The sequence below is a fragment of the Janthinobacterium sp. 78 genome (assembly GCF_003096775.1).
GTDB lineage: Bacteria > Pseudomonadota > Gammaproteobacteria > Burkholderiales > Burkholderiaceae_D > Janthinobacterium > Janthinobacterium tructae.
Genome location: NZ_QENT01000001.1, coordinates 5,198,762 through 5,221,814, shown reverse-complemented (window position 1 = coordinate 5,221,814; position 23,053 = coordinate 5,198,762). Strand labels below are relative to the sequence as shown.

The 23,053-nt window shown below is 63.2% G+C and carries 23 protein-coding genes, 2 tRNA genes and 1 pseudogene; 5 read left to right on the top strand and 21 right to left on the bottom strand.

Going from position 1 to position 23,053, the window contains the following annotated elements:
- Positions 1–8: 8 nt before the first annotated feature.
- The gene (gene aat / locus C8C92_RS23015; protein WP_116745334.1) at positions 9–725 is read right to left on the bottom strand and encodes a leucyl/phenylalanyl-tRNA--protein transferase; all 717 of its coding nucleotides are present in this window, start codon (positions 723–725) and stop codon (positions 9–11) included.
- Positions 726–755: 30 nt separating this feature from the next.
- On the bottom strand, positions 756–1,334 hold the full coding sequence (locus C8C92_RS23010; RefSeq protein WP_116745333.1) for an NUDIX hydrolase: 579 nt from the start codon (positions 1,332–1,334) through the stop codon (positions 756–758).
- Between the two features lie 198 nt (positions 1,335–1,532).
- Here C8C92_RS23010 and C8C92_RS23005 point away from each other — a divergent pair.
- Together C8C92_RS23005 and C8C92_RS23000 are read left to right on the top strand one after the other, a co-directional pair.
- A tRNA-Met gene (locus tag C8C92_RS23005) sits at positions 1,533–1,609 on the top strand.
- 142 nt (positions 1,610–1,751) lie between these two features.
- Positions 1,752–1,828, top strand: a tRNA-Met gene (locus C8C92_RS23000).
- 47 nt (positions 1,829–1,875) lie between these two features.
- Here C8C92_RS23000 and C8C92_RS22995 read toward each other — a convergent pair.
- Complete coding sequence (locus C8C92_RS22995; protein ID WP_116745332.1) at positions 1,876–2,673, bottom strand: helix-turn-helix transcriptional regulator; 798 nt, start codon at positions 2,671–2,673, stop codon at positions 1,876–1,878.
- 110 nt (positions 2,674–2,783) lie between these two features.
- Here C8C92_RS22995 and C8C92_RS22990 point away from each other — a divergent pair, with 110 nt between their 5' ends.
- Positions 2,784–3,962 carry an MFS transporter gene (locus tag C8C92_RS22990; protein WP_116745331.1) on the top strand — a complete coding sequence of 393 codons (1,179 nt, stop codon included), beginning with the start codon at positions 2,784–2,786 and terminating at the stop codon, positions 3,960–3,962.
- Here C8C92_RS22990 and C8C92_RS22985 read toward each other — a convergent pair.
- Complete coding sequence (locus C8C92_RS22985) at positions 3,959–6,268, bottom strand: xanthine dehydrogenase family protein molybdopterin-binding subunit (RefSeq protein WP_116745330.1); 2,310 nt, start codon at positions 6,266–6,268, stop codon at positions 3,959–3,961. The two genes, C8C92_RS22990 and C8C92_RS22985, sit on opposite strands and share 4 nt — an antisense overlap.
- Positions 6,265–6,741 (bottom strand): (2Fe-2S)-binding protein, encoded by a 477-nt coding sequence (locus C8C92_RS22980; RefSeq protein ID WP_099762444.1) that lies wholly within the window; start codon positions 6,739–6,741, stop codon positions 6,265–6,267. Before C8C92_RS22980 ends, C8C92_RS22985 begins: the two co-directional genes overlap by 4 nt.
- A gap of 149 nt (positions 6,742–6,890) precedes the next feature.
- On the opposite strand from C8C92_RS22980, the pseudogene C8C92_RS22975 reads away from it, so the two are divergent.
- Positions 6,891–7,136 (top strand): annotated as a pseudogene (locus C8C92_RS22975) (mismatch-specific DNA-glycosylase); the annotation flags it as partial.
- A gap of 38 nt (positions 7,137–7,174) precedes the next feature.
- Here the strand turns inward: C8C92_RS22975 and C8C92_RS22970 are convergent.
- From C8C92_RS22970 to C8C92_RS22950, 5 genes are all read right to left on the bottom strand, one after another.
- A complete protein-coding gene (locus C8C92_RS22970; protein WP_116745328.1) occupies positions 7,175–7,975 on the bottom strand; it encodes an anti-sigma factor in 801 nt (266 codons plus the stop codon).
- Entirely contained in the window at positions 7,972–8,499 is a 528-nt protein-coding gene (locus C8C92_RS22965; RefSeq protein ID WP_116745327.1) for an RNA polymerase sigma factor, read from the bottom strand. Before C8C92_RS22965 ends, C8C92_RS22970 begins: the two co-directional genes overlap by 4 nt.
- A 19-nt stretch (positions 8,500–8,518) precedes the next feature.
- A complete protein-coding gene (locus C8C92_RS22960; RefSeq protein ID WP_116745326.1) occupies positions 8,519–8,884 on the bottom strand; it encodes a hypothetical protein in 366 nt (121 codons plus the stop codon).
- A gap of 57 nt (positions 8,885–8,941) precedes the next feature.
- Positions 8,942–9,865, bottom strand: coding sequence for a DNA-3-methyladenine glycosylase 2 (locus tag C8C92_RS22955; RefSeq protein WP_116746095.1), 924 nt, complete (start codon positions 9,863–9,865; stop codon positions 8,942–8,944).
- Between the two features lie 68 nt (positions 9,866–9,933).
- On the bottom strand, positions 9,934–10,941 hold the full coding sequence (locus tag C8C92_RS22950; RefSeq protein ID WP_116745325.1) for an XdhC family protein: 1,008 nt from the start codon (positions 10,939–10,941) through the stop codon (positions 9,934–9,936).
- A gap of 98 nt (positions 10,942–11,039) precedes the next feature.
- On the opposite strand from C8C92_RS22950, the gene C8C92_RS27600 reads away from it, so the two are divergent.
- The gene (locus C8C92_RS27600; protein WP_162835767.1) at positions 11,040–11,180 is read left to right on the top strand and encodes a hypothetical protein; all 141 of its coding nucleotides are present in this window, start codon (positions 11,040–11,042) and stop codon (positions 11,178–11,180) included.
- 32 nt (positions 11,181–11,212) lie between these two features.
- Here the strand turns inward: C8C92_RS27600 and C8C92_RS22945 are convergent, their stop codons facing one another.
- The 11 genes from C8C92_RS22945 to C8C92_RS22895 form a co-directional block, all read right to left on the bottom strand.
- Positions 11,213–12,316, bottom strand: a complete 1,104-nt coding sequence (locus C8C92_RS22945) for a M48 family metallopeptidase (protein WP_116745324.1) — start codon at positions 12,314–12,316, stop codon at positions 11,213–11,215.
- A 10-nt stretch (positions 12,317–12,326) separates the two neighbouring features.
- A complete protein-coding gene (gene dut, locus C8C92_RS22940) occupies positions 12,327–12,776 on the bottom strand; it encodes a dUTP diphosphatase (RefSeq protein WP_099762451.1) in 450 nt (149 codons plus the stop codon).
- 19 nt (positions 12,777–12,795) lie between these two features.
- On the bottom strand, positions 12,796–14,016 hold the full coding sequence (gene coaBC / locus C8C92_RS22935; protein ID WP_116745323.1) for a bifunctional phosphopantothenoylcysteine decarboxylase/phosphopantothenate--cysteine ligase CoaBC: 1,221 nt from the start codon (positions 14,014–14,016) through the stop codon (positions 12,796–12,798).
- 17 nt (positions 14,017–14,033) lie between these two features.
- On the bottom strand, positions 14,034–14,543 hold the full coding sequence (lspA, locus tag C8C92_RS22930) for a signal peptidase II (RefSeq protein ID WP_099762453.1): 510 nt from the start codon (positions 14,541–14,543) through the stop codon (positions 14,034–14,036).
- Positions 14,544–14,726: 183 nt separating this feature from the next.
- Positions 14,727–17,627, bottom strand: coding sequence for an isoleucine--tRNA ligase (gene ileS / locus C8C92_RS22925; protein WP_116745322.1), 2,901 nt, complete (start codon positions 17,625–17,627; stop codon positions 14,727–14,729).
- An 81-nt stretch (positions 17,628–17,708) separates the two neighbouring features.
- The gene (locus C8C92_RS22920) at positions 17,709–18,680 is read right to left on the bottom strand and encodes a bifunctional riboflavin kinase/FAD synthetase (protein ID WP_116745321.1); all 972 of its coding nucleotides are present in this window, start codon (positions 18,678–18,680) and stop codon (positions 17,709–17,711) included.
- 283 nt (positions 18,681–18,963) lie between these two features.
- A complete protein-coding gene (locus C8C92_RS22915; protein ID WP_099762456.1) occupies positions 18,964–20,175 on the bottom strand; it encodes a hypothetical protein in 1,212 nt (403 codons plus the stop codon).
- Positions 20,176–20,253: 78 nt separating this feature from the next.
- Positions 20,254–20,685, bottom strand: coding sequence for a biopolymer transporter ExbD (locus C8C92_RS22910; RefSeq protein ID WP_176741207.1), 432 nt, complete (start codon positions 20,683–20,685; stop codon positions 20,254–20,256).
- A gap of 105 nt (positions 20,686–20,790) precedes the next feature.
- Entirely contained in the window at positions 20,791–21,219 is a 429-nt protein-coding gene (locus C8C92_RS22905; RefSeq protein WP_035821469.1) for a biopolymer transporter ExbD, read from the bottom strand.
- A gap of 3 nt (positions 21,220–21,222) precedes the next feature.
- Positions 21,223–22,152, bottom strand: coding sequence for a MotA/TolQ/ExbB proton channel family protein (locus C8C92_RS22900; protein WP_165829526.1), 930 nt, complete (start codon positions 22,150–22,152; stop codon positions 21,223–21,225).
- An 86-nt stretch (positions 22,153–22,238) separates the two neighbouring features.
- Positions 22,239–22,895 carry an energy transducer TonB gene (locus C8C92_RS22895; protein ID WP_034754161.1) on the bottom strand — a complete coding sequence of 219 codons (657 nt, stop codon included), beginning with the start codon at positions 22,893–22,895 and terminating at the stop codon, positions 22,239–22,241.
- Positions 22,896–23,053 lie beyond the last annotated feature (158 nt).

Below are 23,053 nucleotides of genomic sequence, written 5' to 3'. Positions count from 1 at the left end.
TAGCTTTTTTACGCCGCTGGCGCAGCATGCCAATCGGTGATTTGCGCTGCTTCAATGGCGACGCGTACATGGGCCAGGAAGCGCGCGCGCGAAATGGGCGCCGCGCCCAGCGAGGCCAGGTGTTTTGTTTCTTGCTGGCAGTCAATCATGGTCACACCGCGCGCCTGCAAAAAGCGCACCAGTTGCGCCAGCGCGATCTTCGAACCATCCGAGACGCGCGCGAACATCGATTCACCATAGAACATGCGCCCGATCGACACGCCATACGCGCCGCCCACCAGTTCGCCGTCCAGCCACAGTTCCGACGAGTGCGCGTAGCCCAGCTTGTGCAAGCCCGTGTAGCCGGCAATGATCTCGTCGGAAATCCAGGTGCCGGGGCCATCCTTGCGCGGCGCCGCGCAGGCGCGCATGACGGCGTCGAAATCGCCGTCGAAGCGCAGCTGCCAGGGCCCGTCCGTGGCGGCGCTGCGCTCGACCTTGCGGATGGCCTTGGCCAGGCTGTCGGAGACCTTGAAGTCCTCCGTCATCAGCACCATGCGCGGATCGGTGCTCCACCAGAGTATGGGCTGGCCCTCGGAAAACCAGGGAAAGATGCCGTGCCGGTAGGCGTCGAGCAGGCGCGCGGGCGACAGGTCGGCGCCGGCCGCCAGCAGGCCGGGCGCTTCATCGGTGAGGGCGCGCGAGACGTCGGGAAAGGGGGTGTGGATATCGAGCCAGGGAATCATGCCATCGCAATGGTAATGGGGTGGATGGGCTTACTCGGCATCCGGGCGCGCCATCGGGCGCGTGATGTCGCCCGTATGGACGCCATAGCTGCCGCCTTCGCGGATTTTCACGCGGTCGGCAAAGAACAGTTCCAGGGTGGCGCGGATGGTGGGGAAGGCCAGGTCATCCCAGGGAATCTGCGCTTCCGTAAACAGCTGTACCTCCAGGCTTTCGATGCCCGGTGCGAAATCGAGGTCGCGCAAACGCGCCAGGTAGAACAGGTGCACCTGGTGCACGCGCTGCACGTTGAGCAGTGAAAACAGGGGCCCCAGCTCGATATTGGCGCCTGCTTCCTCCACCGTTTCGCGCTCGGCCGCGTCGGACGTGGTTTCATCGTTTTCCATGAAGCCGGCCGGCAGGGTCCAGTAGCCGAGGCGCGGCTCGATGGCGCGCTTGCACAGCAAGACCTGCAGCTGGCCATCCTCTTCCCACACGGGAATCGAACCGACCACCATTTTCGGGTTCTGGTAATGGATGGCGTCGCAGTTGGCGCAGACATAGCGCGGACGGTTGTCGCCTTCCGGGATGGACAGGCTGACAGGATGGGCGCATTCGGAGCAGAATTTCATGGGCAGGCTTGGAGTAGGGATGGCATCGGGTAAGTCGATAGTGTAACGCTTACTGTACACCGATTGCGTGCGGCGTGGCGTGACGGGCGGACACCATGCCAAGCGGCAATTGACCGACCTATTTAATTAAATGGCTCTATTGCAGCCGAAGTTGAGATAGCTATTGCCTAAGCCACCCGTTTGCCCTTATAATTCTTGTGCGGGGTGGAGCAGTCTGGCAGCTCGTCGGGCTCATAACCCGAAGGTCACAGGTTCAAATCCTGTCCCCGCAACCAATACCGGAAAGCCGCTGACTCTTGCAAAAGATCAGCGGCTTTTTCCATTGCTGGCCAGCGGCAAGCTCCGGCAGACGGGGCAGGAATGAGATTGTCAATTCTTGCCCTTTACGCGGCGCAACAATCTGGTATATAATTCGAGTGCGGGGTGGAGCAGTCTGGCAGCTCGTCGGGCTCATAACCCGAAGGTCACAGGTTCAAATCCTGTCCCCGCAACCATTTCGAAGCCGCTGGTTCCTCGCAAGAGGGCCAGCGGTTTTTTCGTTCTACGGCGTTTCTTCTTCCAGCTGGCGCGCATACACCACCAGCCGCAAATGGCGCTCCGCATCGATGGTCAGCGAGGTGTGTTCATACGCGACCTGCTCGCCGTCGATTGCCAGGCGGCGCACGCCGTCGCACGGCGCATGCACGTCGTGGCGGCGCCACCACTGCTTGAATTCAGGCGAGACCTTTTCCAGTTCCTCCACCAGCGCGTGGATATCGGCTTCCTGCGTGGCGCGCGCGTAGTCGCGGCGAAAGCTCGACAGCATCAGCGGCGCCTGCTCTTCCCAGCCGGCAAAGCGTGAGCGCAGCAGCGGGTCGGTAAACAATAGCCACAGCAGATTGCGGCGCGCGGCGGCATGCGCGCCGAAGCCAAGCAGGGCATCCGCAGCCCCGTTAAACGCCAGCACGTCCCAGCGCAGGTTGAGCACATAGGCAGGATGCGCCAGCTCGTGCATCAGGCGGCGCACCAGCGGCGGCACCACGCAATACGTCTTGCCCTCTTCGGCCGGTGGACGCGCATGCGCCAGCAGGAACAGGTGGCGGCGCTCGCCCCCGTCCAGTTTCAGCACTTCGGCCAGTTTGTCGAGGAAGACGCTGGAGACGCCGATCTCGCGCCCCTGCTCCAGCCAGGTGTACCAGGTCAGGCCCACGCCGGCCAGCGCCGCCACTTCTTCGCGGCGTAAACCCGGCGTACGCCGCCTTCCACCGCCGGGCAAGCCCACGTCTTCCGGCGACAGCCGCGCGCGCCGCGCCTGCAGGTAGGCGGCCAGTTCGTGGCGGGTGCGGGCCAAAGTGCGCATGCTGCGGTCTCTCCTGTGAACCTGTTGCTATTAGTAATAGCATAAACAGTTAAATTGTAATTGTTTATATTGTATTCCAGAATGCCTGCTTTCTTCCCGAAAGCTGGCCCATGTCTGACGCTTCTTCCTCCCGTGCCGTTCTTCCCGCCACCGTCTATCTGATCGCCGTGGGCGCGTTCGCGCTGGGCATGGCCTCGTATGTGACGGCGGGCTTGATGCCGCTGATCGCCAGTGCATTTTCCATCTCGCTGGCGATGGCCGCGCAACTGGTGACGGCATTTACCCTGGCCTATGGCCTGGGCTCGCCGCTGGTCGTGGCCTTGCTGCCGGCGCGCGCGCAACGCACAGGCCTGTTGCTCGCCCTGGCCGTGTTCGTGCTGGCGAACGGGGCTAGCGCGCTGGCGCCCGGCTTCGCCAGTTTGCTGGCTTGGCGGGCCATTGCCGGCATCGGGGCCGGTGTCTACCTGGCGCTGGGTATCGCGGCGGCGGCGGGCGTGTCGGCGCCGCAGCAGCGGGGCAAGGCCATCGGCGTGATCATGGGCGGCATGGCGGGCGGCACGGTGCTGGGCGTGCCATTGAGTTTGCTGCTGGCGCAGCAGCTGGGCTGGACGGCGGCCCTGTGGCTGGTCGCCATCCTTGGCGCGCTGGCGCTGGCGGGCTTGCTGTGGCAGCTGCCTGCGCTGCCGGTGGCGCCGGCCATGTCACTGCGTCGCAAGCTGGCCTTGCTGGCCGATGGGCCGGTGCTGCTCATTCTGCTGGTGTCGTTGCTGGCGGCCGTCGCCAGCCTGGGCATGTACACGTTTATTGCGCCGCTGCTGACGTGGTCCGCGCAGGGTAAGGCGATGTCCGCCACGCCGTTCCTGTGGGCGTGGGGCGTGGGCGGCATCGCAGGCAGCGTGCTGGTGGGGCCATGGGCGGACAAGGTGGCGGCGCCGAAACTGACCGCCTTCATCTTGCTGCTGCTGGCGCTGGCCCTATGCGTGCTGCCGTTGGCGGCTGGCTGGGCGGCCTGGCTGATGCTGGCGCCCATTGCGTTGTGGGGCGCGGCTGGCTGGGCCCTGCAAGTGCCGCAGAACCAGCAGTTGCTGGCCGTGCGCGCGCGGCAGGGCGACGGCAACCTGGCCATCGCCCTCAATGAATCGGCGCTGTACCTGGGCAGCGCCATCGGCGCCGCCACGGGCGGGCTGCTGCTCCTGCTGGACTGGCCCATGTGGCTGCTGGCGGCCGGTGCCGCCTTGGTCGCCGCCATGGCCCTGCTGCTGCAGTTGCCCGCCGCGCGGCGGACTTAAGCCTTTTTCGCCAGTTGCATGCCGACGGGCAGGGCGCGGATGCGCTTGCCCGTGGCGGCGAAGATGGCGTTGCACAGGGCCGGCGCGATGGGCGGCGTGGCCGGTTCGCCCACGCCGCCCAGTTCCATGTCCAGGGTGCCGGGCACCAGGTGCGTGTGGATTACGTGCGGCGCATCGGCGGCCCGCAGCACGGCATAGTCGTGGAAATTGCTTTGCTCGACCCGGCCATTCTTGAAACTGATTTCGCCGCTCATGGCCAGGGACAGGCCCATGATGCAAGCGCCTTCGATCTGCGAACGCACGCGGTCCGGGTTGATCTGCGGTCCGCAATCCATGGCGATATCGACCCTGGGCACGATGACTTCACCGGCCGCGTTGATCTCCACCTCGATCACGGCCGCCACATAGGTGACAAAGCTGTAGGACACGGCCAGGCCCAGTCCCCGGCCCTTGGGCAGCTTGCGGCCCCAGCCCGCCTTGGCTGTCGCCAGCTCGATCACGTGGCGCATGCGGCCGATGTCGACCGGATACTTCGCCGGGTCTTCACCATAGTTCCAGCCATCGGACAAATCGGCCGGGTTGATCTTGCGCGCGGGACCCAGCAGTGCCAGCAGGTAGTCGCGGTGATCTTTTTTCGCCGCATGCGCCAGTTCGGCCGTGAACGACTGGATGGCAAATGCGTGCGGGATGTTCGAGACGGAACGGAACCAGCCGATGCGCGTATGCGCCGGCACTTCCGGCACTTCGACGCGGATGTTCGCAATCGCATACGGCACGTTGATGGCCGACATGCCCAGCTCGAATGGTGCCTGCTTGTTCGCGCCGGCGGCAAAGGTCGAGGTGATGGTGGGCGCAGCCGTGCGGTGCAGCCAGGCCGTCGGCATGCCTTTGGCGTCCAGCGATGCTTCCAGCCGCTCGACGGACACCGTGTGCAAGTAGTCGTGTTGCAGGTCGTCGTCGCGCGTCCATGTCAGCTTGACGGGCGCGCCGTCCATGGCTTTCGACAGCAGCGCCGCCTCGACGGCGAAATCGGGTTTCGATTTGCGTCCGAAGCCGCCGCCGAGCAAGGTCACGTGCACGGTCACGTCGTCATACGCCAGACCCAGGGCCTTGGCCACGTTGCTGCGCGTCGCTTGCGGCGCCTGCACGCAGGCCCACACTTCGGCCTTGCCATCGGCGATGCGCACGGTGGCGGCGGGCGGTTCCATGGTGGCATGGGCCAGGTGGGGCAGATAGTATTCTGCACTGAATTTTCGCGCGGCGGGAGCGGCGGCCAGGGTGGCCACCGTCTTGCCCTGGTCGCGCGCCGGGCTGGCCGGCTGGCGCACGGCCGCTTCCAGCGTCTTGCGGAAAGCCTTCGAATCGTAGGCGCCGTTCGGGCCATCCTCCCATTCCAGCACCAGCGCTTCGCGGCCCTTGATGGCGGCCCAGGTGTTGCTGGCGATGACGGCCACGCCGCCCAGCGGATTGAACATGGCCGGCGGCGGACTGCCCGCCAGTTCGACGATGCGCAGCACGCCAGGCACCTTCAGGGCCGCCGTCTTGTCCACGCTTTTCAGCTTGCCGCCAAATACGGGCGGACGGGCGATGACGGCATACGCCATGCCATCGAGGCGCGTGTCGATGCCAAAGTGGGTGTTGCCCGTGACGATGTCGTGCAGGTCGATGCCTCGCGTGCTGGTTTGCCCAATGTAGCGCAGCTCGCCCGCCGTTTTCAGGCTGATGCGCGCGCGCGGCGGCACCGGCAATTTGGCCGCTTCTTCGGCCAGGGCGCCGAACGACAGGGAGCGTCCGCTGGCCGCATGCACGACCGCGTGGTTGACGGCCTTGACTTCCGTCACGGGCACGTCCCAGCGCACGGCGGCAGCCGTTTCCAGCATCAAACGCGCCGTGGCGCCCACGTGGCGCATGGCGCGGAATGAGTGGCGCATGCTGCGCGAACCGTCCGTATCCTGGCTGCCGTAGCGCGCCTCGTCGGCGGGCGCCTGCTGCACGCGCACCTGCGCCCAGTCGGCGCCCAGTTCATCGGCCGCCACCATGGGCAGGCTGGTGCGGATGCCCTGGCCCATTTCGGAGCGGTGCGCCACGATGGTGACGATGCCGTCGGCGCCGATCGACAGGAATACGAGGGTGTCGTCGACCACGCCGCCGGCCATCTTGTCGCCGCCGTATTTGACGGCGTCGGCTGCCATCACCAGGCCGGAAGGGCCGGCCACCAAAGTCAAACCGGCCAGCGCGCCGGCGGCCTTGAGCCAGTTGCGCCGCGCAGGCGAAGTGGGGGCGGGGATGTTTTCAAGGATGCTCATTTGGCTGCTCCTTTCGCGTTGATGCTGGTCGCTGCCTGCTTGATGGCTGCGTGGATGCGCGTGTAGGTGCCGCAGCGGCAGATATTGCCGCTCATCGCTTCGCGGATTTGCTTGTCGTTCGGCGCCGGCGTCTTGTGCAGCAGGGCCGTGGCCGACATGATTTGGCCAGCCTGGCAATAGCCGCATTGCGGTACGCCGTGTTCCTGCCAGGCTTGCTGTAGCGCAAAGCCGACCTTGTCTTCGCCCACCGCTTCGATGGTGGTGATGCGTTTGCCGGCCGCGGCCGACACGGGCGTCACGCAGGAGCGGATGGCCTCTCCATCGAGGTGCACGGTGCAGGCGCCGCACAGGGCCATGCCGCAACCGAATTTGGTGCCGGTCATGCCCAGTTCGTCGCGCAGGGCCCACAGCAGGGGCGTGTCTTCAGGCAGTGCAAGGTCGTGCTGCTTGCCATTGATGGTCAGGGTCGTCATATTTATTCCTCTGTGGGGGATGGTGCGGGAAAGCGCGACGGCCATCCACCATACGGATGAGCGCATCAGTACGGGATGGTAGCACCGCCCGCCCTGCGCTGCAGGACATGGGGCAGGTGGCATACTGCGCTTCTGATAGCGGAGTTTTCATGACATACCTCACAACGGCTCCGGGCTTGCCCGACATCCTGGCTCCCGGCTTGCAAGTGGTCTTTTGCGGCCTCAATCCCGGTGTGGACGCGGCGGCGGCAGGCCACCATTTTCTCGGCCGCGGCAACCGCTTCTGGCCCGTATTGCACCTGGCCGGCTTCACGCCGCATCTGGTGGCGCCGCAAGACGATGCCAGCGTGCTCGATTTCGGGCTGGGTTTGACGGCGGCCGTCGGGCGCCCGACCAGACGCGCGCCGGCGCGGCAATAGCGGCTATCCGTGGCTCAGCGATGTGCCTCCAGCTGCGCATACACGGCGTCGGCGATCTTGCCCAACTCGGCTTTCGGTAGCCTGGCCGAGAGGGCGTAGCCCATCTGGCCATCGATCCAGTAAAACACGCCCAGGTCCTTTTCCTGCGTGTAGCGGAACGCCGTTTCCTGTTTGCCGGCCCGCTCCCTGGCCACGTACAGGGTCAGGCGCTTGCCAGTGCCCTCTTCGTACATGAATTGCGCCACGGGACCGTCGCCATCGCCGGGCAGCAGGCGTCCGCCGATCAAGTGATAGCCGAGCGGCGACAGCACGGGCGGCTGCAAGGTGCTGCCCAGGCGTTTCGACAGCCATTGCACCAGGTGCGCCTCTTGTTCGACCCCCACTTCCACGGGGTGGCGCACCTCGGGCGTGTAGACGGCATGGGCGATGGCGGCGCTGCGCGCCAGGGCCAGGTGGCTGGCGCTGGCGGCCCGCATGTCGCCGCTGTCGCCGCCATCGCCGCGCAGCAGCCAGCCGCCCGCGCCGCCGGCGATGACCAGCACGATGGCCGCTGCTGCCTGCATGGCGTGGCGCTGCCAAGCGCCGTTCGCCGCCGGTGGCGATGCCGCCTGCATAAGGCGCGGCGGCACGGCTTCGTCCAGCACGGGGTCGAACAGCGCGCGCAATTGCCGGTTCTGTTCGCGCCAGGCATCCACCCTGGCGGCGTCCTGCGGATGCGCACGCAGGTGGGCGTCGACGGCCGCGCGCTGCTCTTCCGGCAGGACGCCGTCGGCCAGGGCGTGCAATTGCGCTTCGCTGATGGCTTGCGTTGTCATTTCACGACTTTCAGGGTGGGTGGGCCGCTGCCCTGGCTGCCGGCAGGGCGGCCATCGAGCAGGGCGCGCAGCCGGTCGCGTCCGCGCGACAGGCGCGACATGACGGTGCCGACGGGGATGTCCAGGGTGGCCGCCACCTGCTCATACGGCATTTGTTCGAGCGCGACCAGCAGGATCACTTCGCGCTGCCCCAGCGGCAGGCGGGCCAGCGCCGCATCCATTTCGCCGATGGCGATGGCTTGCCCCGGCGCCCGCTCAGGGGCGGGCAGCACGCTGTCGTCGTCCAGTTCCTGCAGCGCCAGGCCGGGGCGGCGCAGCTGGTCCACGTGCAGGTTATGCATGATGGAGAACAGCCAGGGCCGCATTTCGCCGCCGCGCTGCCACTGACCGAGCTTGCGCCAGGCACGCTCCACGGTATCCTGCACCAGGTCGTCCGCCTGCAGTCCGCCCACCAGCGCACGCGCATAGCGGCGCAGGCCCGGCAGGCAGGCTTGCAGCTGGCGGCTGTCCTCTGGCGTGGTCATCCTGGCGGCGGGAAGGGGCTTAGGGCTTGACGACGTGCCACACGTTCTTGAAGTTGTCGCCGGCGACATCGCCCGGCTTCTTGTCTTCCTTGTACAGGTACAGGGGCTTGCCCTTGTAGGTCAGCTGCATGGCGCCGTTGTCTTCGCGCTTGATGCTCCCATACGGGGCGGCGGGCGCCGCGTCAGTGGCGATGACGGCGGGCCAGGCCACCAGGCAGCCGCCGCTGCAGGCGCTCTTGCCGCTGTCGGCGACATCCTTGTCGAACACATACACGGTCATGCCGCTGGCGTTGACCAGCATGCCGTTGGCGGGCATGACGTCGGCGGCGAAAGCCAGCGGGGCGGACAACAGGGCGGCGAGGGTGGCGATAGTGGTAAGGCGCATGATGGTCTCCTTGAGGTTTTGGGGGCTTGCAAGGGATAGACGCATGCTACTCGCCGTTTATTCCCGCACAGGCAAAATATTTTTTGCCGGCGCATGCAGGCTGGCCCACAGGTGGGCGGCCGCCATGGTGCGGTGCGGCGCATACTGGCGCAGCCACTGCTCCGTGCGCGCCATGTCCGGTTTGCTCTCTTCTCCGAGCAGCTTTTGCAAGGCGGCGCGGATGGCCACGTCGCCGTGCAGCGAGCAGTCGGCATAGCCATAGCCGCGCAGCAGCGCGTAGTTGACGGTCCACGGGCCGATGCCCTTCACGGCCAGCAGCGCCTGCGACATGGCCGCCACCTCGCCGGAGGGGGGCAGCTCCAGCGACAATGCTCCCTCGTCGATCAGGCGCGCCAGGCGCAGCACGGTATCCGCCTTGGCGCGCGAGAATTTGCGGCTGGTCAAATCCTCGACGGACAGGCGCGTCACGTCACGCGCCTCCGGGTAGCACCATAAGCCGCTGCCGTGCCGGCGTCCCGCCTGCAGAATAAACGTGCGGCGCAGGGAAATGGCGAACGGCAGGTTGATCTGCTGGCCGATGATGGCCCAGGTCAGCGCCTCGAAGGGGCTGGCCGATTGCACGATGCGCAAGCCCGGATTGAGGCGGATCAAAGGCGCCAGCAGCGGGTCGGCGGCGGCCAGTTGCGCGAATGGCTGCGGGTCGATGCGCAGGCCGAGGATGTTGAGCAAGGCGCCGTGCAGCGGCGTTTGCATTTCGGCGACGGTATTGTCATTGCCGTCGATCTCGGCGCGGCAGATGGCCGCAGCGTCCGTGAACGCCACATCCAGCACGACGGCGCTGCCACGCAGCAGGATGCCCTTGCGCAGCCCCGTCGGCGTGACTTGCTCCGCCACGGCTTCGCCGTCGCGGCTGTGGAAGGCGATGACATCGTCGCGGCGGTAGCCGGCGGGCAGGGGCAGGGTCCAGTGCAGCAGGGTCATGGTGGCCAAAAATCAGGGAAGGTAGCAGGGGCGCGCCGCTGGCGCATCTTGTTTCTTGCTTTCAGGCTTCAGCGCACGCAGAGGTCCGGGTTGGGCGGCGTCAAGGCGGCCGCGTGCTGGATCTGCAGCGCGTCGGGCACGCCATTTTTGACGGCCGTCAGTTCGGCCAGGATGGAAATGGCGATTTCGGCCGGCGTCTTGCTGCCGATGTACAGGCCGATGGGGCCGTGCAGGCGCGCCAACTGTTCGGCGCTGACGTCGAACTGCAGCAACCGCTCGCGGCGCTTGGCGTTATTCGCGCGCGAACCGATGGCGCCGACATAAAAAGCCGGGGATTTCAACGCTTCCATCAGTGCCAGGTCATCGAGCTTGGGATCGTGCGTGAGGGCGACGACGGCGCTGCGGCTGTCGAGCTTTAAATCCAGTACGAGGTCGTCGGGCATGGCGTGCAGCAGGGGCACGCCCGGCACGTTCCAGCCGCCCCGGTATTCTTCGCGCGGGTCGCAGACGATGACGTGGTAATCCATGGCCGTGGCGATTTGCGCCACGAAGCGCGACAGCTGGCTGGCGCCGATGATCAGCAGGCGCCAGCGCGGGCCGTGCTGGGTGGTGAGCACGGCGTTTTGCAGGGCCAGCACGGCGCCCGGCACGGCGGTGCGCAGGGTGACGGCGCCGCTGCGCAAGTCGAGCTGGCGTTCGACCAGTTCATGCGCTTCCAGGCGCGCCAGCAGTTCGGCCACGCGGCTGTCCGCATGCAGCGGTTCGATGGCCAGTTCGATGGTGCCGCCGCAGGGCAGGCCGAAGCGGTGTGCCTCGTCCGCGCTGATGCCGTAGCTGACGATTTCGGGCTGCGTGCGCACGATGCCGTGTGTGCGGACGGTGTCGATCAGGTCATCTTCGATACAGCCGCCGGATACGGAACCGACCACCGTGCCATCGTCGCAGATGGCCAGCGTGGCGCCCACGGGGCGGGGGCTGGAACCCCAGGTCTTGATGACGGTGACGAGTTCGCAGCGGTGGCCGGCAGCGAGCCAGGCGGCGCTGGTTTTCAGAACTTCAAGGTCGATGCTGTCCATGGGGTGCGCGAGTGATGCCGCATGTTTGCGGCAAAGTATGGAAAAGTATTCAAGATTGTGGATATACTACCTGCTCCACCACCCTGCGGAGAATTTTCATGTCCAATGAAGTCAAGACGCAAGAAGAGGGTATTCCCAAGTTCGGCAAGCTGCTCATCGTCCTGTTTCTGGCCGTGGTGTTCTGCGGTGCCCTGACCTGGATCATGGGCACCTACTTCCCGAATTTCCCCGGCGCCTGAGCAACCCCGGTTTTGTCAGGCGCCTTTGGTATTTAGGGCTTCAGCGGCTTCTTGGCAGCCTGCTTGGCGCGCACGTCGGTGACGGCGCGGTTGATGGCCGCCATGCGTGAGTTGGTACCCGGATGCAGGGCCGTGTAGCCGTTGGCGACTGTCGCCGGCACTTGCGTGGCCAGGCGCTGCCAGAAGCGGGCGGCGTTGTCGACGTTGTAGCCGGCGCGCGCCAGCAGGTAGATGGCCAGGGTATCGGCTTGTACGTCGAGTTCCTGCGGCATGGCCTTGATGCCGGCGGCGCCCGTCAGCATCGATACGTCGGGCTGCACGGCGCCCAGGCTGTCGATGATGCTGCCGGCCGTACCGGCCGTGCGCTGGCTGCGCGCGTGATCGAGGATGTTGTGCGCAATTTCGCGGGCGATCACGAAGGCGATGCCTTCGTCGTTTTGCGCCGCATTGAGCATGCCGCGCGTGAGCATGATGCGCGCGCCGTCCGAATACGCGTTGATATTGTCCGCATTGCCCAGGGCGACGCGGAAGGCGCAGGCGCGCGTGACGGGAATTTTCAGGTCCTGCGGCTGGCCGTCGCGGGCGATGGTCATGTTCAGGCTGGCGCTCTTCGAGGCCAGCGGGCCGACGATGGCGGCGAACGGGCCTTCCGCCTTGGGACCGGCCGGCAGCGGCTTGCCTTCCGCAGCCAGCAAGCCGTCGCCCTTGCGCAAGCCGGCGCGCGCGGCACCGCTGCCAGGCAGCACGCCCGAGACCTGCATCTGTTCGCCATAGCCGAGGGCTGCCTGCGCCGCATCGGCATAGATGCCAGGGTAGGAATACTTGTTCTGCGCCGTGAAGCCCAGCAGGTTGCGTGCATACGTCTTGCACAGGTCCGCATTGTTGATCAGCAGGGGGGCCGAGACTTTCGACAGGCGGTCCTGCAGCGCCACCATCTTCACCAGCTCTTCCTGCGCTGCCTTTTGCTGCGCCGTCGGCGCGGGCGCATCGGGCGCCGGCACGACGTTGAACGGGCCGCTGACAGTCGTCGTCGGCGTGGTGCAGGCAGAGAGAAGGGCAACGCAGGCCACCAGCAGTGGCGAGGCCAGATGGCGCAGCGAAGTCGGGGCTGAGATCAGATGGCGGAAACCTGGCATAAGAAATTCCTTAATGTTTTCCGGTGCTGCCGAAACCGCCAACACCGCGTTCGCTGTCGCCGAATTCCTCGACGACGTTAAAGCCCACTTGCAGCACCGGCACGATAATCAGCTGCGCCAGGCGTTCCATGGGATTGAGCGTGAAAGCGCTCTGGCCCCGGTTCCAGGTCGATACCATCAGCTGGCCCTGGTAATCGGAATCGATCAAGCCTACCAGATTCCCCAGGACGATGCCGTTTTTATGGCCCATGCCGCTGCGCGGCAAAATCATGGCCGCATACGACGGGTCGCCGATGTGGATGGCCAGGCCGGTGGGAATGAGCACCGTCTGGCCCGCTTCGATGGTGATGGCTTCGTCGATACAGGCGCGCAAATCGAGGCCGGCGCTGCCCGGGGTGGCGTAGGCCGGCAGCAGTTCTTGCATGCGGGCGTCGAGGATCTTGATGTCGATATTTTTCATTAATTTAGAACGTAAGGGGTTACTTGAGGAGCGAGTTTTTTGCCAGCCGCTTCGAGATTTCCGAAATCAGCTGGCGCGCCAGGTTCAGTTTCGAGGCGCGCGGCAGCACGGTATGGCCTTCTTCATCGAACAGGATGATGGTGTTGTCGTCCTGGCCAAACGTGTTGTGGCCGATATTGCCGACCAGCAGAGGAATACCTTTTTTTTCGCGCTTGGTCGAGCCGAATTCCACCAGGTTTTCCGATTCGGCGGCAAAGCCGACGCAGTAGGGATAGCCAGCCAGGTTGGTGCGTGCCGCCACGGTGGCGAGGATGTCGGGATTTTGCACGAACTGCAGTTCGGGCACGGAGCCGTCGGCCTGCTTTTTCATCTTCTGGTCGCTGGCGTTGGCGACTCGCCAGTCGGCCACGGCGGCCACGGCGACGAAGACATGCTGGCCGTCGACGTGGGCCAGTACCGCATCGTGCATCTGCTGCGCGCTTTGCACGTCGATGCGGCGCACGCCGAAGGGCGCGTCGAGGGCCGTGGGGCCGGAAATGAGCAGCACCTCGGCGCCCGCTTCGCGCGCCGCGCGCGCCACCGCATAGCCCATCTTGCCCGAAGACAGATTGGTGATGCCGCGTACGGGGTCGATGGCTTCAAAAGTAGGACCGGCCGTGACCAGCACGCGCCTGCCCGCCAGGACTTTCGGCTGGAAGGCGGCGATCAGCTCTATCAACAGCTGTTCCGGTTCCAGCATGCGGCCCAGGCCAACTTCACCGCATGCCTGTTCGCCGGCGGCAGGGCCGAACAGCTTGATGCCGTCGTCGCGCAGCTGCTGCACATTGCGCTGCGTGGCGGGGTTCTGCCACATTTCCACGTTCATGGCCGGCGCCACCAGCAGGGGCAGGTGGGTCGGGCGGGCCAGGCACAGGGTCGACAGCAGGTCGTCGCACACGCCGTGCGCGAGTTTACGCATGAAGTCGGCCGAACACGGCGCGATCAGGATGGCATCCGCATGGCGCGTCAAATCGATATGCGCCATGTTGTTATCGATGCGCGCATCCCACTGGCTGGTGTGCACGGGGTGGCCGGACAGGGCCTGCATCGTCACGGCCGTGATGAAGTGGCTGGCCGCATCCGTCATCACCACCTGCACCGAGGCGCCAGACTTGGTCAGGGCGCGGCACAGTTCCGCCGCCTTGTAGCAGGCGACGCCGCCCGAGAGTCCCAGGACGATTTTTTTGCCGGACAATTCCATGCCGTTCTCCTGCGTGTTTATTTGTTTACCCGGCGCAGCTCATCGATGATGAACAGGGCCGCGCCGATGCAGATGGCGCTGTCGGCGATGTTGAAGGCGGGGAAGTGGCCCCAGCTTTTCCAGTGGAAGTCGAGGAAGTCGACCACGTGGCCGTACATCAGGCGGTCGATGGCGTTGCCCAGCGCTCCGCCCAGGATCAGTGCCAGGGCCCAGCAGAACATGCGCTGGCCGGCGTGCTTTTTCAGCAAATAAATGATGTAGACGGCTGCCACGAGGGCGATGGCGGTGAAGAAATAGCGCTGCCAGCCGCCCTGGTCGGACAGGAAGCTGAACGCGGCGCCCTTGTTATACGCGAGCACCAGGTTGAAATACGAGGTGATGACCATTTCCTGCGCATAGCGGAAGGTCTTCAGGATCGTGATCTTGGTGATCTGGTCGAACAGGATGACGATGGCGGCAATGCCCAGCCAGGGAACCAGCGACGCTGAGGAGGACGATTTCGATGAAAAACGGTTTTTAGTGGCCATATTTTTCCAGGGAAGATAAAGCCGCCGCCTGGTGGCAGGCGGCGGTTGGACTCATAACATACAACGACGGGCAAAATCGTAGCGAGCGGCAGCGAGTTGTGGCCGAGACGCGCAGCTGTACTTTAGTACAGCGAGCATCGCAGGCCGCAAATCGCGACGCGCAGTAGATTTTGACGACGTTGTTTAGGCGAAGCGGCGTTTCTCGCCCGCACCAAACAGATTGCTGACGCAGCGGCCGCACAGCGTAGCATGCGCGGCGTCCGTGCCCACGTCGCTACGGTAGTGCCAGCAGCGCTCGCACTTCGGCGCCGTCGACGCGGCCACGACCACTTCCTCTGCCGCTTCGTCGGCTACTTCGGCCACGCTGGCCTGCGAGGTGATGAAGACGAATTTCAAGTCCTCGCCCAGGGTGGTTAACAGCTTGTACTTCATCGGCGCGGCCTTGATCGTCAGTTCCGCCTGCAACGACGAGCCGATGGCGCCCGAGGTGCGCAAGTCTTCCAGCTGTTTTGTGACGTCCGTGCGCACGGCGCGCAGGGCCGTGTATTTCTCCAGCAGGTCGGCCGCATCCGACACTTGCGGCAGCTGCCACCAGGTTTGCGTGAAGATGGTTTCATCGCTGGCGGCATACGCTTCCGCGCCGGCGAAGACGGCCCATGCTTCTTCGGCCGTGAACGACAGGGCCGGGGCCATCAGGCGCAGCAGGCTTTGCGTGATATGCCACAGGGCCGTTTGCGCCGAACGGCGCGCGTGCGACGTCAAACCGGAGGTGTACAAACGGTCTTTCAGGATATCCAGGTAGAAGCCGCCCAGGTCTTCCGAGCAGTACGTCTGCAGCTTCGACACCACCGGCTGGAATTCGTAGCGCGCGTAGTTGTTTTCGATCTGCTGCTGCAGCGAGGCCATGTTGGCCAGCGCATAGCGGTCGATTTCGAACATTTCCGCCACCGGCACGGCATCCGTGGCCGGATTGAAGTCCGAGGTATTGGCCAGCAGGAAGCGCAGGGTGTTGCGGATGCGGCGGTACGCTTCCGTCACGCGTTTCAGGATCTCGTCGGAGATCGACAGCTCGCCCGTGTAGTCGGTCGAGGCGATCCACAGGCGCAGGATGTCGGCGCCCAGGGTGTCCGAGATCTTTTGCGGCGCCAGGGTGTTGCCCAGCGATTTGGACATCTTCTTGCCTTCGCCGTCGACCGTGAAGCCGTGCGTCAGCAGGGCTTTATACGGCGGACGGCCGTTCAGCATCGACGACACCAGCAGCGACGAGTGGAACCAGCCGCGATGCTGGTCCGAGCCTTCCAGGTACAGGTCGGCCGGGAATTGCAGCTGCGTCGAGTGCGAGCCATGGCCTTGCGGGCCGCCCAATACCGTCTGGTGCGTGGCGCCGGAATCGAACCATACGTCGAGCGTGTCCTTGTTCTTGGCGTAGATGGCCGCTTCGTCGCCGATCAGGTCTTTCAAGTCCAGCGCCTGCCATGCCTCGATGCCGTCTTTTTCGATCAGCTTGGCCACTTGCTCCAGCAGTTCCGGCGTGCGCGGATGCAGGTCGCCCGTTTCCTTGTGCACGATGAAAGCCATCGGCACGCCCCACTGGCGCTGGCGCGACAGGGTCCAGTCAGGACGGTTGGCGATCATGCCGTGCAGGCGCGCCTGGCCCCAGTCCGGGAAGAACTCGGTCTCGGCGATGCCTTTCAAGGCCGTCTCGCGCAGGGTCGGGCCGCCGTCTTTCGGCGTCACATCCATGCCGGCGAACCACTGCGAGGTGGCGCGGTAGATGACAGGCTTTTTATGACGCCAGCAGTGCATGTAGCTGTGGTCGAACATCTTGACTTCGAACAGGGCGCCCGCTTCTTTCAGGGCGGCGCAGATCGGCTTGGACGCGTCCCAGATGCTCATGCCGCCGAACAGGGGCAAGGTCGAAACGTAATTGCCGTCGCCCATGACGGGCTTGATGATGTCGTCGTCCTTCATGCCGTGCGCCTTGCACGAGATAAAATCGTCCACGCCATACGCGGGCGCCGAGTGCACCACGCCCGTGCCGCTTTCGGCGGTCACGTAGTCGGCCAGGTACATCGGCGACAGGCGGTCGTAGAAAGCATCCGATGCGTGCAGCGGATGGCGGAAGCTGATGCCTTCCAGCGCGGCGCCGTCGCAGGTGGCGATCGTCGTGCCATCGAGCTTGTAGCGCGCCAGGCAGGATTCGACCAGGTCTTGCGCCAGGATCAGCAGCAAAGGCTGGCCGTCGCGCGAGGTTTCGACCAGCGCGTATTTCAATTCAGGATGGACGTTCAGTGCCTGGTTCGACGGGATGGTCCAAGGCGTGGTGGTCCAGATGACGACGAAGCCGTTCTCGGTCGGCAGTGTCGGCAGATTGAAGGCTTTGGCCAGCTTGTCGAATTGGGCGAACTTGAAGCCGACATCGATGGCCGGGTCGCGTTTGTTTTCGTATTCGATTTCAGCTTCCGCCAGCGCCGACTGGCAATCAAAACACCAGTTGACCGGTTTCAGGCCACGGTAGACATAGCCTTTTTCCAGCAGCTTGCCCAGCGCGCGCAACTCGTCGGCTTCATTGCCGTGGGCCATGGTCAGGTACGGGTTATCCCACTCGCCCAGCACGCCCAGGCGAATAAAATCCTTCTTCTGGCGCTCGACCTGCACGTTGGCGTAGGCGCGGGCCTTTTCCAGCACCTCGGCCGTCGGCAAGTTCTTGCCGTGCAGTTTTTCGATCTGGATCTCGATCGGCATGCCGTGGCAATCCCAGCCCGGTACATATGGCGCGTCGAAGCCTGCCAGCGAGCGCGATTTGACGACCATGTCTTTGAGGATCTTGTTGACGGCGTGGCCCAGGTGGATGTCGCCATTCGCGTACGGCGGACCGTCATGCAGGATGAATTTAGGACGGCCGGCTGCTGCCTTGCGCACGCGCTCGTAAATCTTCTTGTCTTGCCATTGCTGTACCCATTGCGGTTCGCGCTTGGCCATGTCGCCGCGCATCGGGAACGGGGTTTCCGTCATGTTGACCGGATATTTGCTTTCAGGCTTCTTGTTCTGCTTGGGCGTGGCTGGCTTGTTTTGATCGGACATAATCTTCTTTAATGGTATGGAGTCTATTTTTGTAGCGGGTTTGCGGCGGCAGGCGCCGCCAGGCGGCGGAGTTGGCCGGCGTCAAATTCGGTCGGTAGCGGTAATGGCGCCGCTGCGTTGCTCAAAATAGGCGCGTGCCTGGTTCGAGTCGCGCTCGATGGCGGCCGTCAGGGTGGGCAAGTCGTCATACTTTTCTTCGTCGCGCAGCTTTTGCAAAAACTCCACGCGTACCAGCTTGCCGTAGCAGGATTGATTGAAATTAAACAGATGCACTTCCAGCAAGACGCGGCCGCTGTCGTCGACGGTAGGGCGCACGCCCAGGCTGGCCACGGCCGGCAGCGCTTGCGACGCCAGGCCGTGCACTTGCACGATGAAGATGCCGGACAGGGCGGGGCGGTGCGCCACGCGCAGGTTCAGGGTGGGAAAACCCAGGGTGCGGCCCAGCTTCTGGCCGTGGATCACATGACCGGAAATGGCGTACGGGTGGCCCAGCAACTGCGTGGCCAGCGGGAAATCGCCGGCGGCCAGGGCCAGGCGCACGGCGGACGACGAGATGCGCGTGCTGCCATTCATGACGGTAGGCAATGTTTCTACGTGGAAACCATGTTCGCGGCCCGCTTCCTGCAGCATGGCGACGTCGCCGGCGCGCCGGGCGCCGTAGCAGAAATCGTCGCCGACCATCAGCCATTTCACGTGCAAGCCGTCGACGAGGACTTTTTGCGTGAATTCCTGCGGCGTCAAGGCGGCGAATTGCGCGCTGAAGTGCTCGACGACGACTCTGTCGATGCCGGCGTCGTCCAGCGATTGCAGCTTGTCGCGCAGGTTGGCGATGCGCTGCGGCGCCTTCGACAGGTCGCCCGCGCGCTGCGCGAAGAATTCGCGCGGGTGCGGTTCGAACGTCATCACGGCCGCTTCAATGCCGAGTTCGGTCGCCGCGCCGCGCACGCGCGCCAGCAAGGCTTGATGGCCGATGTGGACACCGTCAAAATTGCCGATGGTCAGAGCGCAAGGCGCTCGTGCCTGGGCATTGGGAAGTCCGCGGAATACCTTCATAGGAATCTGATGAAAACTGTGCCAAAAGGGGGATTATACGGACTGTTTCAGGGATGCACACCCGGCAGGGCTGGCGCAGGGCGAATTTCACTGCTGAAATAACAAAAAGCGTCGCCGGCGGGTGTGCTGGCAACGCTTTAATATGGATACACTACACTCTCAACGTCGAAGCCAGGCGTAGCGAGCGGCAGTGATTTGTGGCCGAGAAGCGCAACCGTACGCTAGTACGGTGAGCATCACAGGCCGCAAAGCGCGACGCGCAGTAGCCTGGGTTCGATGTCAATTACTTGTTCATTAAGGTCCAGTAACGGGCCAGGTCAGCCGCGCCATCCGTGCCCTTGACGGCCTTGAACGCCGTCGTGGCATTGGACTTCTTGCCGGCGTGCATGTAGGCGATGCCCAGATGCAGCTTGGCTTCTTCCGCGTACTTGGCGGTGCCCAGTTTCACGGCATCATTCATCAAGCCCAGGCCCTTGTCGGCCTGGCCATCGTAGACCAGGGCGAAGCCCAGCTTGCTCAAGCTGTCGGCGTCCTTGTTCTTGACGTATTCCGCTTCCGACTTGGCGGCGCCGGCTTTCAGGTCGGCCTGGGTTTTCAGGGCCAGGTCTTTCAGGCGCTGGTGACGCGGTGCGTCGGCGCCGGTGCCCAGCACGCCTTTTTTGTAGCCCTGCTCGATGATGCTCAATGCTTCACCTGGATTGCCTGCTTGCAAGGCCAGCTGGCTGATCTCCATGTATTCGGACGGCTTGGTGAACAGGCCGTTGGCCAGGCGCAGGCGCTGGACATCCAGGCTCAGGCGTTGCGAGAAGCCAGGTTTGCCCGAAACGCGGTTCAGCAGGTCGGCCCAGTAGCTGGTTTTCGGATAGGCCGAGGCCAGTTTTTCCAGGGTGGCTACATAGCCGGCCTTGTCGTTTTGCTTCAACTGGATGTTGGCCAGCATTTGCAGGCTCGCTTCCGAGTTGCCGCCGCGCGATTGCAGTTCTTTCGCCGCTTCGGCGTAGTTGCCGCTGACGTAGTAGGTCTGGATCAGCAGTTCGCGCATCTGTGGATCTTCGCGGTCTTTCAGCGAGCGTTTGATCCAGGTGATGGTGTTCGGCCAGTCCTTGGCGCGGTAGTACATGCCTGCCAGCGCTTGCGTGAATTTGGGGGCTTCGGCGGCGCTCAGGCGGCCGGAATTGATGACGGCTTCGAAAGCCTTGATGGCGGTGCCGTTATCGCCGGCGGCAGCAGCGGCCGAGGCGCGTACGCGCTCGATCTGGTAGCTTTCAAAGGCGGTCTTGCCGCCGACGCTGTCAGCTTCGCGCAGCTTGGCCAGCGCTTCCTTGTTTTTGCCGCTGCTAGCGAGTTTTTGCGCTTCTTGCAGTGGCTTGCCCACTTCGGCACGCACGGTGTCCGCGGCGTATGCCAGCGAGCCCAGGCCGATTACGGGAGTTGCTGCGGTAAAACCGATAGCGGCCATGACGAGGCCGAGATGAGCGAGACGAAACTTGGACATAAGAAAGTCTTTCAGTAAAAAGCGAATAGGCAGGAAGTCCTGCCTATTCGGATGTAAAGAGAACCTGATTGCTGCAGCTTACTGGAATTGCTCGTTGCCGACCAGACCGATTTTGGTCACGCCCAGACGCTGCGCCGACGCCATCACACCGGCGACGACTTTGTATTCCACCAGCTTGTTCGGACGCAGATGCACTTCCGGCTGGTCTGCTTGCGCAGCAACGTTGCTCAGCTTGGCTTCCAGCGAAGCGCGGTCAGGAACGACCTGATTGTCCCACAAGATCGTACCGTCAAAATCGACATCGATCGTGACGACCACTGGTTCGGTTGTCGGTGGCGGCGGGGTGCCGACCGGCATGTTCAAGTTCACCGAGTGGTTTTGCTTAGGAATCGTGATGATCAACATGATAATCAGCACCAGCATCACGTCGATGAGGGGCGTCATGTTCAGTTCCATCATTGGTTCCGGATCCGCGCCTGGAGCGCTTCCCGAACCGACATTCATACTCATAGTGTTTCCTTTAAGAAGTCCAACGAAGCACCGGGCGAAACTGCCGCCCGGCAAGCTTCCTTCAGCGGCGCCCCTGTGTTGCCGGGGCGCCGCTGTCAGTCGCTATCAGCTCTTGTCAGGTGGTTCGGTGATGAAGCCGACCTTCTGGATCCCGGCACGTTGGGTCGTGTAAATAACCCGGCCGATCGATTCGTAGCGTGTTTCTTGGTCGCCACGAACGTGTACTTCCGGCTGCGGTACTTTCACTGCTTCAACTTTAAGATAATCGAACAGCTCGTTCGTGTCTTTCAGTCTGGTCTGGCCCAGGTAAATCTCGCCGTCCTTGTTAACAACGATGTTAACGTTTTGCGGCTTGGTTTGCAGGGCCTGGTTCGTCTCAATCGGCAGATCGATTTTCTGCAGCTTGAGGACAACCGGACTCGTAATCAAGAAAATGATCAGCAAAACCAACATGATGTCGACAAGCGGCGTCGTGTTGATTTCTGACATTACCTGATCTTGTTCTCCGCTGTCGGAGCCGACGGACATCGACATGACTTATCCGATCTTTTTAGCGCCGGCAGCACGGCCAGCTTCGCTGGTCGACATGGCGCCGGAGATCAGTACCGAGTGAACGTCGGCGCTGAACGAGCGGATGTCTTCCATTGCGGTTTTATTACGACGCACCAGCCAGTTGTAACCCAGAACGGCAGGAACAGCGACCAGCAGACCGAAAGCGGTCATGATCAGTGCTTCACCAACTGGACCTGCCACTTTGTCGATCGATGCGTTACCGGTCATGCCGATAGCGGTCAGTGCGTTGTAAATACCCCAAACGGTACCGAACAGACCGATAAACGGTGCGGTCGAACCAACGGTTGCCAGGAACGACAGGCCATCTTGCAGACGCGATTGGACTTTGTCCGAAGCGCGCTGGATCGACATCGTCACCCAGGTCGACAGATCGATTTGTTCCAGCAGGGCGCCGTCATGGTGTGCGGTTGCCTTGGTGCCCGATTCAGCGATGAAGCGGAATGGCGAACCTTCTTCCAGGGTTGCCGAACCAGCAGCGATCGAAGGTGCTTTCCAGAATTTGGCAGCGGCTTCTTTAGCTTGCTTGAAGATCTTCATTTGATCGATCAGCTTGGTGATGATGATGTACCAGGTACCGATCGACATGATGACCATGATGATCAGGGTGGCGCGTGGCACGAAGCCGCCGTCCCACACTGCTTGCAGGCCGAACGGGTTGTGCACTTCTTCGGTTTTGGCTGGAGCTGCTGCGTCAGCGGCTGGAGCTGCTGCGTCTGCTGCTGGAGCAGCGGCATCTGCTGCAACTGGTGCTGGTGCAGCGTCTGCCGCAGGAGCCGAAGCGGCAGCCGATGCTGGCGCGTCAGCGAATGCCGGAGCTGCTACCAGAGCGGTAGTGGCGGTAACGGACAACAGAACCGCGGCAAAAAATGCGGACAAACGGGTATTCTTAAACATGCTTCCTCCAAAATTAAAAATAACAGATCGCTGAACGTAATGACAACGAAATCATGGTGTGAGACAGGGGATAACTGTCTCGGGTGTTAATCCAGCGACCAAACGTATTGCATTTGCTGCCAGCCTTGTTCCGGCTTGCCGTCAACTGTTGCCGGCTTAAATGTACAGCGGCTGATACCTTGCACTGCAGCTTTGTCCAGGTCTCTGAAGCCGCTGGACTTCACGATCTTCGAATCAGCGACCTTGCCGTCCACACCGATCAGGAACGACAGTGTCACCACACCGGTTTCCTCATTGCGCTGCGACGACTTTGGATAAGCCGGTTTTTCGCAGACACTGAAGTCAACCACGGCCGGTGTACGCACCGATTTGGCTGGTCCAGGAGTTGGCGCAGGCTGTGCAGGCGGCGCTGGCGGTGCCAATACATTCGTCGCTGGCTTCACGGCAGTCGTATTTGCAATCACGTTCTGCTGTGGTGGCGGCTGCTGCACGTTCACCTCGACTGGCGGAATGAATGGCGGCGGTGGCGCTTTCATTTCTGGCGGCGGTGGTGGCGGTGGAAGATCCTTCGGTGGAGGCGGTTTGACTTCCTCGATAATCTTGGTTTCAACCGGTTCCATCATTTTGGTGACCAACCGCTTGCCCAAGCCCGTCACGATCCCGTAAGCCGCGAGAACGTGCAGCAGGACAACGATAGTGATGCCTGTGTAGTTCTTGGGACTTTTCTCGTTCGAAAAATTCATGCCTGCTTTCTCCAAATACCATCTCTTGTCTTGCAACTGAACCCCAAAATGACGACACAAAGCTCCAGCCGTATCCGGGACGTCGCCGAATTATACATACGAATTCTTTATTTTACACAGATTTTTAACGCCTAAAACCGGTTAAATTTTTGGCGCTT